The 16,870-nt window shown below is 48.7% G+C and carries 12 protein-coding genes and 1 riboswitch; of the genes, 6 read left to right on the forward strand and 6 right to left on the reverse strand.

Annotation, left to right across the window (positions count from 1 at the left end; genetic code table 11):
- Together ACAN56_RS23865 and ACAN56_RS23870 are read left to right on the forward strand one after the other, a co-directional pair.
- Entirely contained in the window at positions 1 to 1,122 is a 1,122-nt protein-coding gene (locus ACAN56_RS23865) for a sensor histidine kinase (RefSeq protein ID WP_379146025.1), read from the forward strand.
- Complete coding sequence (locus ACAN56_RS23870) at positions 1,115 to 1,726, forward strand: VanZ family protein (RefSeq protein WP_076114205.1); 612 nt, start codon at positions 1,115 to 1,117, stop codon at positions 1,724 to 1,726. The genes ACAN56_RS23865 and ACAN56_RS23870 overlap by 8 nt, the downstream gene beginning before the upstream one ends.
- A 221-nt stretch (positions 1,727 to 1,947) precedes the next feature.
- On the opposite strand, the gene hpt is transcribed toward ACAN56_RS23870, so the two are convergent.
- From hpt to ACAN56_RS23900, 6 genes are all read right to left on the reverse strand, one after another.
- Complete coding sequence (hpt, locus tag ACAN56_RS23875) at positions 1,948 to 2,475, reverse strand: hypoxanthine phosphoribosyltransferase (protein ID WP_038595755.1); 528 nt, start codon at positions 2,473 to 2,475, stop codon at positions 1,948 to 1,950.
- 70 nt (positions 2,476 to 2,545) lie between these two features.
- Positions 2,546 to 4,057 carry an IMP dehydrogenase gene (locus ACAN56_RS23880; RefSeq protein ID WP_038595752.1) on the reverse strand — a complete coding sequence of 504 codons (1,512 nt, stop codon included), beginning with the start codon at positions 4,055 to 4,057 and terminating at the stop codon, positions 2,546 to 2,548.
- Between the two features lie 60 nt (positions 4,058 to 4,117).
- The gene (locus ACAN56_RS23885) at positions 4,118 to 4,678 is read right to left on the reverse strand and encodes a phosphoribosyltransferase (RefSeq protein ID WP_341119075.1); all 561 of its coding nucleotides are present in this window, start codon (positions 4,676 to 4,678) and stop codon (positions 4,118 to 4,120) included.
- A gap of 137 nt (positions 4,679 to 4,815) precedes the next feature.
- Positions 4,816 to 4,918: riboswitch (purine riboswitch) on the reverse strand.
- Positions 4,919 to 5,102: 184 nt separating this feature from the next.
- Positions 5,103 to 6,065: a metallophosphoesterase family protein gene (locus tag ACAN56_RS23890; protein ID WP_379146002.1), complete on the reverse strand. Its 963-nt coding sequence runs from the start codon at positions 6,063 to 6,065 to the stop codon at positions 5,103 to 5,105.
- A gap of 26 nt (positions 6,066 to 6,091) precedes the next feature.
- A complete protein-coding gene (bglX, locus tag ACAN56_RS23895) occupies positions 6,092 to 8,251 on the reverse strand; it encodes a beta-glucosidase BglX (RefSeq protein WP_379146003.1) in 2,160 nt (719 codons plus the stop codon).
- A 33-nt stretch (positions 8,252 to 8,284) separates the two neighbouring features.
- Entirely contained in the window at positions 8,285 to 11,632 is a 3,348-nt protein-coding gene (locus ACAN56_RS23900; protein WP_379146004.1) for a GH36-type glycosyl hydrolase domain-containing protein, read from the reverse strand.
- Positions 11,633 to 12,030: 398 nt separating this feature from the next.
- Here ACAN56_RS23900 and ACAN56_RS23905 point away from each other — a divergent pair, with 398 nt between their 5' ends.
- From ACAN56_RS23905 to ACAN56_RS23920, 4 genes are all read left to right on the forward strand, one after another.
- Positions 12,031 to 12,975 carry an ABC transporter permease gene (locus ACAN56_RS23905; RefSeq protein ID WP_306080849.1) on the forward strand — a complete coding sequence of 315 codons (945 nt, stop codon included), beginning with the start codon at positions 12,031 to 12,033 and terminating at the stop codon, positions 12,973 to 12,975.
- Positions 12,976 to 13,003: 28 nt separating this feature from the next.
- Complete coding sequence (locus ACAN56_RS23910; protein ID WP_038595743.1) at positions 13,004 to 13,900, forward strand: carbohydrate ABC transporter permease; 897 nt, start codon at positions 13,004 to 13,006, stop codon at positions 13,898 to 13,900.
- Between the two features lie 77 nt (positions 13,901 to 13,977).
- Complete coding sequence (locus ACAN56_RS23915; RefSeq protein WP_076114210.1) at positions 13,978 to 15,558, forward strand: ABC transporter substrate-binding protein; 1,581 nt, start codon at positions 13,978 to 13,980, stop codon at positions 15,556 to 15,558.
- Positions 15,559 to 15,627: 69 nt separating this feature from the next.
- Positions 15,628 to 16,650, forward strand: coding sequence for a LacI family DNA-binding transcriptional regulator (locus ACAN56_RS23920; RefSeq protein WP_038595738.1), 1,023 nt, complete (start codon positions 15,628 to 15,630; stop codon positions 16,648 to 16,650).
- The last annotated feature ends 220 nt before the right edge of the window (positions 16,651 to 16,870 follow it).

Consider the following 16,870-nt stretch of genomic DNA (forward strand, 5'->3'; position numbering starts at 1 on the left):
ATGAACTATGCAAAGTTAAGGATGAAAGTATTCATTCGAATGCTGATTTTGATAATTCTTGCTATCATCGCAGTGGATATTCTATATTTACTGGTTCGAGGACGACTGGGTGAGGGAGGCGTTCTGTTATTACAGCATGTTTTTGGTTACGAATATAGCGATGCCCTTTCGATTTACGAAAGTACTTTCCGTGATCATTGGGAAATCATAATGCTGATAGCGATATCGGCCTTTTTTCTTATTTTTTTCTATTTTTCTTTATCCTGGTTTACAAAATATTTTAATGAAGTCAATGCAGGAATGGATGCCCTAATTAAGGATGAAGCAGATATTACGCTATCACCGGAGATGTCCTCAATGGAGCAGAAACTGATTTTTGTGAAGCAAACCCTCAAAAAACGTGAACTGGAAGTACAGGTGGCAGAGCAGAACAAAAGAGATTTGGTCATGTATCTGGCTCATGATATAAAAACGCCGCTTACTTCCGTCATTGGATATTTGAGTTTACTTAACGAAGCTTCCGATATGCCGAAGGAGCAACAAGAGAAATATATGAAAATTACTTTGGATAAGGCGAATCATTTGGAGCGCCTTATCCATGATTTTTTTGAAGTCGAAAGGTATAACCAGCAAACGCTCCAGCTCAACAAACAGAACGTTGACATCTCTTATATGCTGATACAAATGCCGGATGAATTTTATCCCTCGCTCACGACTGCCGGAAAAAAGATGGTTATTGACGCCGAGGATACGATAACCGTTTATGGTGATGCAGATAAGCTGGCGCGGGTTTTTAATAACATTTTGAAAAATGCCGTTGCATACAGTGACGATAACAGCACGATTGAGGTGGCGGCAAAAGCCCATGAGGGTATGGCCAACATTACCTTTACGAACACCGGGCAAACCATACCGCCTGATAAGCAAAACAGTATCTTTGATAAGTTCTACCGATTGGATGATGCCCGTTCAACGAATACGGGAGGTGCAGGCTTGGGCCTGGCCATTGCCAAAGAAATAATAATGCGGCATGAGGGGCAGATCGGGATGCAGAGTGAAAATGGGAAAACCGTATTTAGCGTAAAGATACCGCTCACTTCACATGGAGGTCACTATGAATGATTTACTGGGTTACTTTATAATAGGGGGCATTATCATTGGGGCTCTCGCCATCTTATATTTGCCGGTATTCTTTTTGTTGAGGAGACGGGTAAATGTAATCCGGCAGTTGTGCTTTTTGTTATTTGCTGCGTGCAGTTTTATTGTGTTGTACGCCACCATAATTTCAGCATGGGGAGAAGAAGCATTTCATCCGGCGCAACATCACTTGAATCTGATCCCTTTACGCTGGTTAAATGAGTCAGGGGGAATGTCGCCGGATAAAGCGATTGTGCAGGTCTATGCTAATATCATCATGTTTATCCCCTGTGGATTTTTTGTGCCAAGTGTATTTTCATGGGCGCGAGCCTTTGGGAGAACTGTGTTGGTGATTTTTTTCTGGAGCTTTTGTATCGAATTTTCGCAATATTTTATCGGAGCCTCCGCAGACATTGATGATATAATTCTGAACCTCTTGGGAGGTATACTCGGATATGCCGTATTTGCTTTTTTATCCCTCTGCTTTCAACGTACAAGCGGGTGGGAGAAGTTGTTAGGCAATGAAAATAACAGACAAAAGAAAAACTCAATCCAAACAATGGATGCAAAACAGCGGTCGATCAAATGACGATTAAGATGAAACCAGGAGTGTATGGCCTGCTGGAAGCGAACCCGGCTTGACCGTAGATATTATCACTATGAGGATTGTTGTTTATGTTGTTATAAGCGCGGTATGCATCCCCTTTGTCGGGCGCGCCTTTAAGCGTCACCAGGTCCAAAAAAGCCTTATGAATCCATTACAGCAAAAAGAGCCGGCACTTAAAAAGTTCCGGCTCTTTTTGCTGCCCCCTATTCGCCCGTCTGCACAATCCAAACCTCCGGCAGGTTCCGGAATTGTTCGGCATAGTCCAATCCGTAACCGACGACGAATTCATCGGGGATTTCGATGCCGCAGTAGTCGATGGGGATGTCGGCAAGACGGCGGGAGGGCTTGCTGAGGATGGTGCAGATGCGGACACTAGCGGCCTCACGGAGAGCAAAGAGCTGCTTGAGATGCTGCAGGGTCAGGCCGGTGTCAATCATGTCCTCGACAAGGAGGACATGTTTTCCGCGGATGTCGGTGTCGATGTCTTTTTTGACGGTGATGACGCCGCTTGAGGTAGAGCTGGCGCCATAGCTGGATACGGACATGTAATCCATGCCGATGGGGAGGGTGATCTCGCGCATCAGGTCAGCCATAAATACGGCTGCTCCCTTGAGGATGCCGATGAGCACCAGCTCCTTGCCTTCGTAATCCCGTGATATGTCTGCTCCAAGCTCCTGGACTCTTTGCTGCAGCTCTGTTTTGGTGACCAGAACCTTTTGTAATGACGTCATTGTGTGGGCTCCTTATGAATCAGAATGATCCCGCCGCAGCAACCTTTCTGTGTTCACAGGCTGCCAATGATCAGGATGTTCTGTCTTTTTCCTTTAGCATAACATCATGTGCCCCCCCTTCGTAAATAGTTGTGGAGGAAACGAGGGTGATTTTGGCATGCTGCTGCAGCCCGGGAATGGTTAAAGCGCCGCAGTTGCACATGGTCGATTTGATTTTGCTGATGCTGAGATCCAGGTTGTCTTTGAGTCTGCCGGCATAAGGGATGAAGGAATCGACACCTTCCTCGAATTCAAGTTTGCTTTCTTTATCGGCGTTGCCGAAGTCGTATCTTTGCCAGTTGCGGGCCCGGCTGGAGCCCTCACCCCAATATTCTTTGACAAAGTTCCCGCCGACCAGCAGCTTGCGGCCAGGGCTTTCATCGAATCTGGCGAAATAGCGGCCCAGCATCACGAAGTCTGCACCCATGGCTAAGGCAAGGACGATATGGTAATCGTGGACGATGCCGCCGTCGGAGCAGATCGGGACATAAATTCCGGTCTGTTCGTAGTATTCCTGGCGGGCCGCGGCCACTTCAATGACGGAGGAGGCTTGCCCTCTGCCGATACCTTTTTGTTCCCGGGTGATGCAGATGGAGCCGCCGCCGATGCCGACTTTGACGAAGTCCGCCCCTGCTTCAACGAGGTAGAGGAATCCCTCTTTATCCACGACATTCCCGGCACCCACCTTTACCGATTCCCCAAAAGTATCCTTAATATAATGGATGGTCTCTGCCTGCCATTCCGAATAACCATCGGAGGAATCGATGCAGAGCACATCTGCTCCTGCTTCGACCAGCGCCGGAACCCGCTCCTTGTAATCCCGGGAGTTGATGCCGGCACCGACGATGAGCTGTTTATTGCTGTCATGCAGCTCCAGCGGATATTCCTGATGGCTGTCGTAGTCCTTGCGGAAGACCAGGTAGACGAGATGGCCGCTGCTGTTCACGATCGGAAGACAGTTCAGCTTATGGTCCCAGATCATATCATTGGCTTCGGTTAAAGTGATGCCTTCTGCGGCGTAGATCAAAGCGGAGAGAGGAGTCATGAATTCCGTAATCGGGCATTCCGGCGGCAGGCGGTTCTCGCGGTAATCACGGCTGGTGACAATGCCCATCAGCTTGCCGGTTGGCTCGCCGTTGTCCGTGATGGCGATGGTGGAGTGGCCACTGCGCGCTTTTAGGGCCAGCACATCCTGCAGGGTATCCTCCGGGCGCAGATTGGAGTCGCTGAGGACAAAGCCTGCCTTGAATTTCTTGACTCTGCGCACCATATCAACCTGCTGTTCCACAGACTGGGAGCCATAGATGAAGGAGATTCCTCCGCTTTTGGCCAGAGCGATAGCCATGTTGTGGTCGGAAACGGCCTGCATCACGGCGGAGGTTACCGGAAGGTTCATCGTAAGCGCTGGCGCTTCACCCTTGCGGAATTTCGTTACAGGGGTTCTAAGATCGACATTACCCGGGATACAATCCTTGGTGGTCAGGTTCGGAACAAGCAGAAATTCGCTGAACGTTCTTGAAGGCTGTTCATAATAAAAAGCCATACGATCTTCACTCCCTTAAATAAGTTATTTATATAAGTTGAAATCAGCTTCTATAACACTTTATACCTTAGACAGCACCCGTACCGGTATGCCATAGTCTGCTTCCAGCGCCTTGTAGTGTTCGCCTTTGGCCAGAATCGCCTGTACCCCGACTAAATGCACGCCCATATCAGCCATTTGGTCGGCGATGGAGCGGATAGTCGCCCCCGAGCTGATGACATCATCAAGTATAAGTACCCGATCCCCGGCCTTGAAACCGTCAAAATAAATATAGTTCTCGTTATAAGCGGTCTCCCGCTTGATGCATACCTCATAATTGTCGTACAGCTCGGTGCTGAGCCGCAGGATGTTCATCGGTTTCATCAGCTTGTAGGCTGCCAGCATCCCCCAAGTGTGTCCGCCGGGTTCAGGCGATACGATATAATCAAATGCAGGGAATTGCTGCGTAACACTGTCTGCCAGATTATCAGTGATTTCACTAATCAGCTCGGGATCAATATAGGTGCCCCGTTCTCCGAAAGGGTACAGCTTGAAATCATAGGCGGTATCCTTGTTTTTATAAATCCTCACATTCTTGGCCTTGCTGATGGACTCGCTTAACCGTGCATAGGATGCGCTCATCGCCTTCACTCCCTTTAATCTGAATAAGTCCTTAACATGAATATCAAAAAACCCCGGATGACAAGAGGCACATGCAAGACAAACGTCACCATAGGAGAGTGCATAATAATTATGCGGTTCTCAGCTTTGGTTCCCTTCGGTCTTGCGTTGCCTCTTGTAGCCTGGGGCAATTTACGGTTGCCTGTAGATACGCTCAATCCAAATTATCGAGCTTATACAAGAGAGATGTAATGTTAACATTGTGTGAGGAATTATAACTTGAATTATTTTGTTATATGCTAACATTGCCGTTAGGGTGTGTCAATCATTGATTTGGTGTTATGTAAATGAAAAAAGAACGAGACCGCCGCCAATCATGCGGAGAAGTCTCGTTCCAAGAGCGGGTGAACTGATTATTAGAGCCGGACAATTCCAGCTTGGAAGATTAATGTACCGTTACGTTATCCGGCTCATGAACGGGCTGTTCCAGTACGGTAGAGCCGTCTTCAAGACGGAGCCAAGTATCAAAATTCTTTTCGCCCAGGGTTAGTTTTATCACGCGGGCACCCCGCTTAAAGCCTTCTTTTCCATAAGTATTGTAGCCTGAGGCCCGCCCGTAACAGAGGCGTATGCCATGCAGGCTGCCAACAAAGTCGTTGATATGGTCATGTCCGCAAAAGGTGCCCAGCACATCGCCCATTTCCAGCAAAGTCGCAAATAATCCGGAATTAACAGGAGCAGAACAGACGCGCTCGAATCGGTGTCCATGGCAGATCCGGGTAGACCATACCTCCTGGTACTCGGGAACCGGGATATGAAAGAATGCGAGTGCAGGCAGCTTATCCTCATGTGCTTGCGGATTCAGCCGTGCCGATTCAGCGGTCAGCCAGTTAAGCTGATTCCGCTGGATCCAATTGTAGCCTGGTACCTGCTCAAGACCGGAATAGCTGCCGGAGTCCAGAAAATAAAGAACTGCAGCGGAGCGGCCATTAGGTCCCTCAATTTCAAGTGTATAATTGCCTGTACCGGCAAGCTCCGCAGGTCCGGCCTCAGCCAGCGTGTGAGGATGCTCCAAGGCTACCTGCATCAGTTCATCACGGGAAATGCGGGTTTCTGTATCATGGTTGCCAAATACAAAGGCCCAGGGAATGCCGGTTTGTTCAACAGCAGCGACAGCCTCCCGGAAAGCTTCCTGAGGATTCTCACATTCCTTTTCTTCCGCTGGAACGGGACCCGTGTAAATTAAATCCCCCGTAAAAACGATAAGATCAGGCCGCTCCGCTTCTATAATACGCTCCATGAGTTTACGGGTACGCTGATCCTCGGCTCTTCCATCCATCCAATGTAGATCGGTAAATTGCACAATTTTAAAGGTTCCATCATTCTGGAATGATAAATGGCGTTTCATTTGGAAATTCCCCTCTCTGGCCAAAATCAGTCGATATGGATACGCCGGGTGAAATGATCTCCTGAGTTTCGGCCGATCATAATATCAAATTCACCAGGCTCGAAGACAAGCTGATCGTCCTTGCCATAGAACATTAACATGTCTCTGGTGATTTCAAAGGAAACCACCTGCTTCTCATGCGCTGCCAATGAAAGCTGCCGGAAACCCTTAAGCTCTTTGACCGGACGCACAACGCTTGCGCTGACATCGTGAATATAGAGCTGAACGGTTTCTTTACCTTCGATGTCCGAGGTATTCTCTACCTCAATAGAGGCTACAAGCTTGTCAGCGGCTTCAACCTTGAAGCTGCTGTAAGCAAAATCAGAATAGCTCAGGCCATAGCCGAAGCAGAAGAGCGGGTCATTGGGGCAGTCTAAATACCGGGTTACATAACGTACTTGCGGATACATGGGATCATAGGGACGTCCTGTTGAATAAGCATTGTAATAAACCGGAATCTGGCCCACAGTGTAGGGGAAGCTCATGGATAAACGCCCGGATGGATTGTAGTCCCCGAACAGTACATCTGCCAGTGAGTTCCCTGACTCCGAGCCGAGGAACCAGGCTTGGAGCAAAGCATCGCTGGCATCCAGCACAGGCTTCAGCTCCAGTGGCCGGCCGCTGAATACAATGGTCACTATCTTTTTGCCGGTGTCCTTCAGGCGCCAGATCAGCTTCTCCTGATTAGGAGACAGGCGCAGGTTGGTTTTGCTGCCGCCTTCTCCGGTATCCTGCTGGTTCTCGCCCACTGCAGCAAGGATCACATCGCAATCCTTCAAGCGGTGAAACGCTTCTTCTATCCCGTCCTCTACATCAAATACACCCTCCAGCATACTCCCCAGCTCGCCGGTCATTGCCGTAAGGATATCCCCGGCTGAGGTTTTCCGGGAAAGTCCTGTGTAGAGCGAGACCGCCGGATCCTTTTCCGTTCCGGCCCAGCCGCCCAGCACATGTATGGAAGTGGCGAAAGGACCGGCCAGGCCGATTTTCATCCCCCGCTTGAGCGGCAAAGCTTCATTGTCATTTTTCAGCAGCACGACCGAGCTTGCGCCAAGCTCGCGTGCGGTCTGCAGATGCTCCGCATTAGGTTCGGCTGCCTCATCCACTTGCGGATCCGCATCCTTAAACGGATTTTCAAACAAACCCAGTGCATCCTTAAGCTCCAGTACCCGGATAACCGCTTCGTCGATCAAAGCGACATCAAGCCGGCCTTGTTCAATCAGGTCTGCGGCATGATGGAGATAGTGGGTGGACATCATCTCAATATCAAGACCGGCAGCCAGACTTTTCTCTGCGGCTTCGCGGCCATCCACTGCAGCCCCGTGGGGGATCAGCTCATTGACGGAATTGAAGTCAGCGATGGTAACACCGTTGAATCCCCATTCTTCCCGCAGAATCCCGCGCAGAAGCTGTTCATTTCCGGTTGCCGGAATACGGTCTACCGTATTGAATGCGGCCATTACCATAGCTACACCGGCATCGACCGCGGCCTTGTAGGCAGGCAGATAGAATTCACGCAATACACCGGAGGACATATCGACCGTATTGTATTCCCGGCCGCCTTCAGGCGCGCCATAGCCGGCGAAATGCTTGACACAGGCGGCAATGCGTCCTTTTTCCTTCAGGTCTTTGCCCTGATAGCCGCGCACCATGCTTTCGGTGACGCGGGCATTCAGATAAGGGTCCTCGCCGGAGGTTTCCATGACACGGCCCCAGCGCGGATCGCGGACGAGATCGGTCATCGGTGAGAAAGTGACATGAATCCCGGCCGCCGCGCTTTCTTTGGCAGCGAGCTCGGCAAAGCGTTCACAGGCTTCCAGATCGAAGCTGCAGCCCAGCGCCAGAGGAATGGGCAGAATGGTCCGGTAGCCGTGGATGACATCCGCCATAAAGAGCAGCGGAATCTTCTGGCGGCTTTTTTGCATATGGCGGGTCTGCATTTCGATGGCATTCCGGGCTCCAACACCGTTCAGAACGCTTCCGATATTCTCAATGGCATGTGGCTTAATTTTGAGCTCCTTGAACGGACCCGTCAAATCAACGGTATCGTCCAGGCCCCAATAGTAAGGACCAAGTTGGGTTAATTGGGCCAGTTTTTCGTCCAGTGTCATTTCATTCACAAGCTCTTGGATAAACGGTTTAGTCATGGCAGACTCCTTCTTCATCGAGCGCATTGAAAGTTATTGGGATAGATAGATATGCAGTTCTTCGTCAGGCAGCGCAAGCACAGTGCTTGCAGGAATGTTTAACGCACCCGGGCGATACGGATTGGGCAGGATTTGGCCGGCAACGGCATTGCCCTCCGAACGCAGTTCCGGTGTGCGGGTGGAACCCGATCCGATATGATAAACAAATTGTAAGGTGCGGCCGAAGCATTGATAAGTGAAGCGCAGACCGTCCAGGCTGGCCGGAAGAACCGGATCAATAATCAGGCTGTCTGCTGTGAAGCGGATTCCCAGAATGCCCGAGATGAGCTGATTCAGGTAAATGCCGGGTCCGCTGGAATATAGCCGCCAGCCGCCTTTCACTTGGACGCTGCCGGTGCGCAGCTGATCGAAATTCTTGTGATAGCTGTAGCGGTCCGGGAAATCTCCGTCAGAACTGCTGAAATACATGTTGCTCTGGCGGATTTTCGCATTAGGCACGCTTTCGCGGATATTGATCGGATTGATTTGGAATAGCCCTTCCCAGGCACGCTCGGCATCTCCGAGTTTAGCTGCCGCCTCAAGATAACGAATGTGGGCATGCACGTATTGCAGGCTGATTTCACGGCCGACATTGGCGGCCTGCTCGGCACGCCGGAAAATGGTGCTTACGCCGCCTTCATAGCGGGCAGGGCGGTCCATCAGGCGTACGCCATCCGGACATTTGAGATGCTCATCAATCAGGCGCAGATTCATATCCGCTTGTGCAGGGTCCACCAGTTCGGCAATGATGCTGCGTGTCATCGGCAGCAGGCGATACTGTATTCCGGTATTTTGGTCCAGCGGATGCAGCATGTATTCGATGGTTTCGGCGTCTTTGAAGTAAGCGAAGCCGGCAATAACCTCATCTTTAATGAGCAACGTCTGGAAAGAGACCTTCATCCGTTCTGCCATTTCAGCAAGCGACTTTGAGAACTCAGGGTCGAATCCAGTGACCTGCGACAGATTACGGATGACCTGGAATGCCAAGGCAACGGTCCAGGCGCTGACCAGCTTGGTCTTTAGCGCTTCATCGGCAGGCTGCAGGGTATCATCCCAGTCACCGCCGGCATAGGAGATGAGGGCTGTTCCAGGCAGGAAGCGCTTGCAGATTGTGTCCACAGCTGCCTTGACATGCTCCAGCACGGATTCCGACTCCCGGGTAGGCAGGGCATCTGCCAGATAGTGATAGACTACCTTTTCTTGGAAAATAGAGCTGTCCCCGGTAGCCATTACATAGTCGGCAATGCATTTAAGCGGCCAAAGCACGACATCGCCATGCCATTCAGGGGATTGGACAGGGTGCTGGTCGAACATAAACCATTGCGGCCACTCCCGGCTCTCCCACAGCTGGTGGGCAAAAATCTCCAAAAGAACATTTCTGGCCAATTCATAATGCTGGGTCATCAGGAAATATTCCATCGGCCCCTGACATACATCCCGCGTGCCCCATGCGGCTCCGCCTGGCTGTTCAAGTCCGTGCGGCACAATAAAATGGACCATTGCATTATGCGTATACCACCATGCGGTTTCGTTCAATTTATCAATCTGCACCTGTTCGGCACCCTCGATCTGTAAGCAGAAACGGGAACTGAACGCTTCGTAGAATTCTCTGTACAATGTTACTTCAGCTTCAAAGCTGTAAGGGGCCAGCGGCAAACTTTCCTTGTCCTCCAGCCTTCCTTGCATGACTAGCTGGAAGCTTGAGGACTGCTCTACGGAAAGGGTAAGCAGCGTACCGTTGCGCGGCTTGCCGTCTTCAAAGAATATCCGGTCGTCACTGAAATTGAAAGCGGTATCAGGTAATTGAATGTCATAATGCAGGCCGGGATAAGGATGGTTCCGCCAAGCGTCCTCATCTGGTTGAATGCGGATAATTCCGTCTGCAGCGCTGACTCTCACCGGATGCTGGAATTCATGCTCGCCTATAACCAGCTGGTTGGTAATCAGGTAATCGTAGGATTTTCCGAGCTTTGATTGTACCTGAAGCACAATATCCGGTTGATTGGCGGCAGTAAAGGTGGTGATCGTTAACGTATCATCCTCCAGCTTGTAATGCCATTTGGCAAAATTCACACCCATCTCATAAGCGGCCGGCAGCGTAAGAATCCGGTAGACGCCATCCTGGCGGATATAAATGCGCTGTCCTGTGTTCTTGAGAATATTGAGTAGGCCGCGCGGCGTGGAGAGAAGCTTATGGAAAGAAGTATTGCCCGCCACCGTCTGACCGTTGAAAATACCGTACATGTAATTGGTGGACGTAATCAGCTTGTTATTGACCTGTGTGTCATCCATCAGGGTGGTAATGATATGTCCGTGCGGGCGTTCAACGAGCAGTTCCTTAGGCTGCAGCACGACATGGACGTGGTCATTAGTAAAGAAGGACAACAGTTTACCATCCTCGTATTCCTCGAGCTTCCGCTCAGGGAACGCGGCATCAATCTCGGCTTGTGACCACTGCGGAGAGACATAAGGACCCCCGATTTCAGCACTGAGCGTGACCGTTTCTCCCTCTTGTACAGCGTCGCTCAGGTTCCAGTCTATGGAGGCATAAGCTTCCTGGAGCCGGGACCCAAACTCAAGAGACGTTACTGCGGCGGGATGAGTCTGGCAGAACAGGCCGTAGAAGGCAAAATCAACGGTTCCAGCCAGCTTCATTTGCTCTGTTTGCAGACCGGTATAAGCCAGCTCATATTGAACATTTTGATTCGGAAGGCCGCTTTCCAGTACTTGAGGAACATCCAGGGCTTTATAAGATAAGCCAAAAAACTGCGTGCCATCCGTTGAATAGCCGACGGCTTTGGTTTGAAGCACACCTTGCTGCAGATAGGGGAAAGCTATGCCCTGAGGCTGGTTTTGGCGCGAGCATACGGCGTAACCGTTAGGACCCTCCCAAATGCTGTGATCCAGGTACTGGCTCATATACAGCTCATTGGACAGCACGCCGCCTTTTTCAGCGACACCGAGATCCTGTCCATAAATGACATCAACCGTTTCCCCGTTTCCAGAGAGCTGGATATGCCAGAACCAGATGCCATCAGCGGCAGGAGAGAATGTAACACGGTAATCAATAGCCTCTATCCGGCCTTGGTAAATAAGTCTTTCGTGATTGTACAATAGTTTGGAGCGGGAGCGGATTCCCAGCAAGGGATAGCTTTCAATGCCTTGTGCTGTATGCACGCGAAGATAAATATTATTGGCCGAACCATCCATAGAATTGCCCTGGAACTGATTGATGAGGAATGGCCCATTGGAGAATTCGAAGATGTCGCCTGTTGGCAAGAACGTGTACTTGGATTCATCGAGTGTAAAGGTAATCATGTTGGATTGTGGTCTGAAAATCATAAGAACCCTCGCTTTCCACTACATGGATAGGACATGAAATTGAACGGATAGGGGAGTTCAAATCAAATGTCATCAAGGGCATGCATTTTCACCAAAAAAGATAATAGAAACGTTTCCATGTTAGGTATACCTCGATATTAGTCTCGTGGCTAAAAAATGTCAATCATCTTTGAAATAATTATTGTTTCGAAACATTTAGGACCGTATATATAATTAATGTACTTGAAATTCGAAAAAAAATTCAATTGACAGCGCATACATTTTAAGAGTATGCTCTTCGCAAGGGGAGTTCCAAAAAAATGATGGAAACGTTTCTATACCTTTCAGTATAGCTTTTATCGTGATTGAGAGGCGTCTGAATTTATTCCATTGGTGTGAATGCATCGTTCAAATTGGAGGTGGGCCTATTGGCAAGAATTATGCGAACTGGTGGAAATATCGGCCGGGAATTGATGAAGAACAAAGTTCTTTTCCTTATGCTGCTGCCCGTGCTTCTGTATTTCCTGATCTTCCACTATGCGGTAATGCCTGGAGCTTATGTCGCATTTGTGGATTACAAACTTAACAAGGGGATCTTCGGAAGCCATTTTATCGGCCTGAAGAACTTCGAATTCCTGGTTCAAAATGGTGATCTCTGGAATATCACCAAGAATACCCTGCTGTACAATGTGGCTTTCCTTGTCTTGGGGAATATCATTCAAATTGTGTTTGCCATTATGCTGTCGGAGATAACGGGCAAATGGTTCAAGAAGATCTCCCAGTCGGTGATTCTCCTGCCGAACTTTATTTCAATGGTTATCGTGGGGGTATTTGCTTACAACCTATTCAATTTTAACTCCGGTTTTATCAATACGATGTTGGCCGGCGCCGGGCTGGACCGCCACGAGTTCTACTCCGATGCAGGCATTTGGAAATACATTATTGTCGCCTTCAAAATCTGGGCCAGTACCGGATACGGCATGATTATCTATCTGGCAGCCATAACAGGGATCAACCATGATTTGTATGAAGCTGCTTATATGGACGGTGCTACTACCTGGCAGCGGATCCGCTACATGACCTTGCCGATTCTGAAGCCAACCTTTATTCTGCTTCTGCTGTTCGGAATGGGCGGGATTCTCAAAGGCTCCTTTGACCTATTCTATAATCTGATCGGGACGAATTCCGTGTTGTATCCGCAGACAGATATCATTGATACTTATGTCTTCCGCTCATTGGTGGGGCAATTCAACTTCTCCATGGGAGCCGCTGTTGGCTTCTACCAATCCTTGTTCGGGCTGATTCTGGTGCTTGTGGTGAACTTTATTGTGCGCAAGGTCGAGCCTGACAGCGCATTATTCTAAGATTCAGAAAGAAACAGGGGTGATGATAATGGAAAAGAAAGCAGTCAAACAAGATGTCGGCAGTATCTTCATTAAAGCCATCAGCTATTTGTGCATCACAATCTTTGCGCTGATTTGTTTATTTCCTTTTGCGCTGATGATCACTTCCTCATTTATGAACGAGCAGGAAATTGTCCGCGAAGGCTACAAGCTGCTGCCCAAAGAATTTTCCTTCAAGTCTTATGAGTTGCTGCTTAACAACTCTACAAATCTCATCAATGCTTATCAGGTAACTATTTTTATCACTGTAGTGGGTACGGTGCTGGGACTGTTTATGATGTCGATGGCCGGCTTTGTGCTCAACCGCAAGGATTTCAAGTACCGCAATTTCTTCTCCTTCCTGATTTACTTTACGACGCTCTTCAGCGGCGGCTTGATTCCAACGTATATCCTGATGGTCAAGCATCTTCATATGAAGGATAACTTGTTCGCCATGATCCTGCCGGCTGTGGTCGGCGCCTGGTCGATCTTCCTGATGCGCAATTTCATGAAGGCGATTCCGGATTCCTTATATGAATCCGCTACCATTGACGGTGCCGGCGATTTCCGCATCTACTGGCGGATTTTTATTCCCTTGGCGGTTCCATCCTTGGCCACCATTGGGCTGTTCTCGGCGCTGGGCTTTTGGAATGAGTGGTACAACGGGATGTTGTATATGGATAGCCCGACTAAATATCCGTTGCAATACTTTTTGCAGCGAATGGTTAATCAGACCAACCTTGGGACTATGATCAACTCGGGGGCAGTGATTAATTCAGCCGATCTTCCTACGCAATCTATCAAGATGGCTACAGCTGTACTGGCCACAGGGCCAATTATTCTCCTCTACCCGTTTGTGCAGCGTTATTTTGTAACAGGGCTTACCGTCGGGGCAGTAAAGGGTTAATGGACGTGTTCTCTTAAGAGAGGCGTTTATTATAAATGAAGAATTCATAAACAGACAAGAAAAGGGAGGCTTACCTGATGAAAGGTAAAAAAATCGCGTCTTCTTTAATGGCAGTCCTCATGCTTGCCGGGGTATTGACAGCCTGTACGTCCAAGAACAACAACAATGAGTCAAGCACTTCTCCAACGGATTCCGGAAAGTCGGAAACTACTGCAAATACGGGTGGAGTGGACACTTCCAAGGAAGCCAAGCTGACGTACTACCTGTGGGGCAGTGAAGGGGTTAACAACAAGGCGATCCTTGGCGAGATCAACAAGAAGCTCAAGGCAGATCTGAATGCAAGCATTGAAGTGAAGTACATTGACTGGCCGGATACGGCTACCAAGTACCCGTTATTATTTGCTTCCGGTGAAAATTTTGATATGTCCCACGCCTCTCCTGGAGCACCAGTTTCCTATTTTACATTAGCCAGTGAAGGCGCACTCGTGGACATCACGGAGATGCTGGACAAGGTTGCTCCTAAGCTGAAGGCGGAAATTCCTGCAACTGTCTGGGAGAACACGAAATACAAAGGCAAAATTTATGGAGTTCCGAGTCTTTACAGTGAATACACACCTACCGGTTTTGCTTATCGTTCTGATCTGCTGAAGAAATACGGAATGGAAAAAATCAGCTCAATAGATGATATGGTGAAGTATATGGATAATGTTGTTGCTAACGAATCCTTCACGCCGATCAACGGCAAGGCTGAAGATGCGCAGAATATGTTCAGAATGCTGGTCGATACCACGGATATGTGGCTTAACGCCCCTGGTATTTCTCTAAATGAACTGAATCTGGTAACCAAGAGTCCGGAGGACTTCAAAACCGTCTTCCATCCGGCCTACACCCAGGAATTTGAAGACTGGGCTGTGAAAATGCGTGAATGGGCGGATAAAGGATATTGGGGTAAAGATGTGCTGTCCGCAACCATGGGCGGGAAAGAGAACTTTAGAGCGGGAAACTCTGCAGGTTATTTGACTCATGCCCAAGACTGGATCGGCCAGTATGGAGCGGATATCAAGGCACAACCTGAATCAGATCCTTACTTCTTCACTTTCGCTGAAGCCAACAAGAAAATCAAACGTAAGATGGGCGTGGACAACTCGACCGTAATCAGCACAAATTCGGCTAATCCGGAACGCGCACTGATGGTGATTGAGAAGTTTATGACCGATGAGAGCTATTACAACCTTATTCAATACGGGATTGAAGGCAAGCAATATGTCATTGAAGACGGCATCAAGAAATTCCCTCCAGGCTACAATGAAAAAACGGATGCTGGCGGCTTCTCGGCCTGGTCACTCAGAAATGACAAGTTCGTTGTTCCGAGTGATACCGAAAACCCTATCCGCAACTCCTTGTTCGCTGAATGGGATAAAGTGGCGATCGATGATCCGTACAACGGATTCAGCTTCGATCCATCGAATGTGACTACAGAAATCGCTTCAATCTCCAACGTGAATTCACAGCTTGGTATCCAGCTGATGCTTGGCAAAACTAGCCAGGAGCCTAAAAAAGCAGTTGCAGAATACCGCGAACAGTTGAAAAAAGCAGGAATTGACAAGGTCATTGCCGAAGTACAGAAACAATTAGCAGAATTTGTTCCTGTCAACTAAAGGAATGCTATAAGGCGTAAGGGAGCTATAATTACTTATAGCTCCTTTACCCATAGATGGGGGAGTACAGTGGACGTAAATATTAAGGATATCGCGCGGATTTCCGGTGTCGGCATCTCAACAGTCTCGCGGGTAATCAACAACAAAGGGCTGGTGAGCAAGGCGACAAGAGAGAAGGTTCTAAGTGTGGTCAGGGAATATAATTATGTTCCCAATTCCAACGCGCGGAATTTGAAAACCACGGAATCCAAGAACATTGCACTTATGGTCAAGGGGATTACCAATCCTTTCTTTTCCAATATGATCAAAGAAATTGAACGGCAGGTTAATTTGCGGGGTTACCCGTTTCTCATTCAACAGGTGGAGGATGGAACGGATGAAATCAAAGCGGCCATTCAACTGGTGAAGGAAAAGAATCTCTGCGGGATTATCTTTATGGGCGGAACGTATAATCATTCCGAAGAAAAGTTCAAACAGCTGACGATTCCTTTTGTGCTGACGACGATTACCTCAACCCAGAAGGTGGACCCCTCCGTATTTTCCAGTGTGATCATTGATGAATTGAAGGAAGCCTATAAGGCGACCAATTACTTAATCTCACTCGGGCATACGAATATCGGGTTTCTGGCTAAGTCCCCTTTATTGGACGAAACCACAGGCAACCGCCGGCACTTGGGCTACAAAAAAGCACTGGAAGAGCATAATCTGCCTTACGATGCTCAAATGGTCGAGGATTGTGAATACAGTCCCAGCTCCGGATTTAATGCCGCGCGTAGACTGTTCAACAAGAATAAGGGAGTTACGGCTATTTTTGCAGCCTCCGACACCATTGCGATTGGTGCGGCCAAAGCTGTGCTTACCGCCGGGTTGTCTATTCCGGGCGACATCTCGATCCTTGGCTTTGATGGTATTGAGATGGCTGAGTATTTTCACCCCTCTCTGGATACAATCAGCCAACCGGGCACGGAAATGGCATTATCAAGTGTGGGCGTTCTCTTTGACCTCATCTCGGGGCAGTCAAACAACCAGCATATTGTCTACGATGCGGTATTGCTCAAACGTGGCTCTTGCCGGATGATCAAGGATTATTAGGGTGAGTTCGCGGCGGAGAAGCTATCACAGTCATTCCGCAAGTCTGATGCGGAATATGGAATACCTCAGAGATTGTTGTTAAAGGAGCAGGTAAAGCGCTGCTCCTTTTTGCTATAAAAAAACATTATAATTATTCTGAAAAAAACCCATCATAAACGATAGCACTTCTCCGGGGTTTTATTTATAATAATTATTATCTGGATGTCATAAATAGTTCAAA

It is taken from the genome of Paenibacillus paludis (assembly GCF_042610515.1).
In the GTDB taxonomy this organism is placed as follows: Bacteria; Bacillota; Bacilli; order Paenibacillales; family Paenibacillaceae; genus Paenibacillus_AQ.

Excerpts from the sequence above, each read along its gene's own strand:
- ACAN56_RS23865 (WP_379146025.1), top strand. The coding sequence starts at position 1 with ATGAACTATGCAAAGTTAAGGATGAAAGTATTCATTCGAATGCTGATT.
- ACAN56_RS23870 (WP_076114205.1), top strand. The coding sequence starts at position 1,115 with ATGAATGATTTACTGGGTTACTTTATAATAGGGGGCATTATCATTGGG.
- hpt (WP_038595755.1), bottom strand. The coding sequence starts at position 2,475 with ATGACGTCATTACAAAAGGTTCTGGTCACCAAAACAGAGCTGCAGCAA.
- ACAN56_RS23880 (WP_038595752.1), bottom strand. The coding sequence starts at position 4,057 with ATGGCTTTTTATTATGAACAGCCTTCAAGAACGTTCAGCGAATTTCTG.
- ACAN56_RS23885 (WP_341119075.1), bottom strand. The coding sequence starts at position 4,678 with ATGAGCGCATCCTATGCACGGTTAAGCGAGTCCATCAGCAAGGCCAAG.
- ACAN56_RS23890 (WP_379146002.1), bottom strand. The coding sequence starts at position 6,065 with ATGAAACGCCATTTATCATTCCAGAATGATGGAACCTTTAAAATTGTG.
- bglX (WP_379146003.1), bottom strand. The coding sequence starts at position 8,251 with ATGACTAAACCGTTTATCCAAGAGCTTGTGAATGAAATGACACTGGAC.
- ACAN56_RS23900 (WP_379146004.1), bottom strand. The coding sequence starts at position 11,632 with ATGATTTTCAGACCACAATCCAACATGATTACCTTTACACTCGATGAA.
- ACAN56_RS23910 (WP_038595743.1), top strand. The coding sequence starts at position 13,004 with ATGGAAAAGAAAGCAGTCAAACAAGATGTCGGCAGTATCTTCATTAAA.
- ACAN56_RS23915 (WP_076114210.1), top strand. The coding sequence starts at position 13,978 with ATGAAAGGTAAAAAAATCGCGTCTTCTTTAATGGCAGTCCTCATGCTT.